Genomic DNA, 1,050 nt, shown 5'->3' with positions numbered 1-1,050 from the left:
TAGTTATAAACAAGGTACAGAGTCTTGGAATGCTTTGCCTCTTATAGAAAGTAATTTAGAGGAAAATATTAATTTCTATAATGAGGCAAGTCATACTTTTTATTTCAATGTATTAACTTTTAAGAAGGATAATCCAACCTACGAGCTTACCCCTATTGAATCTATTTCTCATTCTCTGACTTACTTAACCCTGAATGCTTGTATGGTTCTCATTGAACCTGCCCTACAAACTTACTACGCTGAGATAGAGAAGCAAATTAATGACTCTGTAGAATCAAGAGTTATTAGAAATAATCTAAAACAAGAAGATATTAATAAAATATTCTTAAATATCGTGAATTATTTAAAAAGCATATATTCGATTGAATTATCTGTTGAACAGGCAGTAGGAATCACATCAGCTGCAAGTAAAAATTGGAATATCAAAGATATAATTAAAACTGCATATCAACTACCTGAGTCGGCTAAAATCTTAAAAGAAATCGCGCCAGATGCAGAATATTTAATTGACCATTTAATGCCTGAAGCAATTTACATGAAATTTATAAATAACCATAAATGGTCTACTACACAGACATACTCAGAATTGGTTAGTGCTTTTACTTCTTTTATAGATGAAGAATCTAATGATGTATCATTTTTTTGGTAATGAAATAAGGGAAGGCTTTAAATCCTTCCTAACTTCTTCCATCTGTAATAAGTACTTTGAGAAATTCCTAAATTTTTCCAAGGTTCGTTTGTACGTTCTGAGTTTTCAGATTTAGAACGTTTAGATTTCTTACCGCCAATACTTCCCTTATGACTTTGCCGATGTATAAACTCTTGGTAGCAGTACGCATCTTTTTTCCAACAGTAAGTAGCAATACTTTTTGCGGTTGCTTTGACTTCTGAGTATGGTAATGGCTCTAAAAACGCTTCATTTACGCTTAGACAATGTTTTACTACCTCATCTAACCAAGTGTTATAGATTCCACCTCTATGCGCTCTAACAGCCGTATATGCCCATTTACGCACGGTATCGAACAGTGTGCAGTTTCGTCCAAGTCCTGA

2 protein-coding genes are annotated in these 1,050 nt (G+C 33.3%); one reads left to right on the top strand and one right to left on the bottom strand.

Features of this window, described 5'->3' with window-relative positions:
- The coding region (locus FTV34_RS17670) for a hypothetical protein (RefSeq protein ID WP_180070936.1) at positions 1-649 on the top strand (649 nt) is incomplete at its 5' end.
- Positions 650-666: 17 nt separating this feature from the next.
- On the opposite strand, the gene FTV34_RS17665 is transcribed toward FTV34_RS17670, so the two are convergent.
- Positions 667-1,050 (bottom strand): primase C-terminal domain-containing protein (locus FTV34_RS17665; protein WP_257226202.1); only part of this gene is annotated, 384 nt, incomplete at its 5' end.

Source organism: Acinetobacter sp. YH16038 (genome assembly GCF_013417275.1).
Lineage (GTDB): Bacteria > Pseudomonadota > Gammaproteobacteria > Pseudomonadales > Moraxellaceae > Acinetobacter.
The sequence above is the reverse complement of the archived record's forward strand: the minus strand, read 5'-3'. Positions and strand labels throughout refer to the sequence as shown.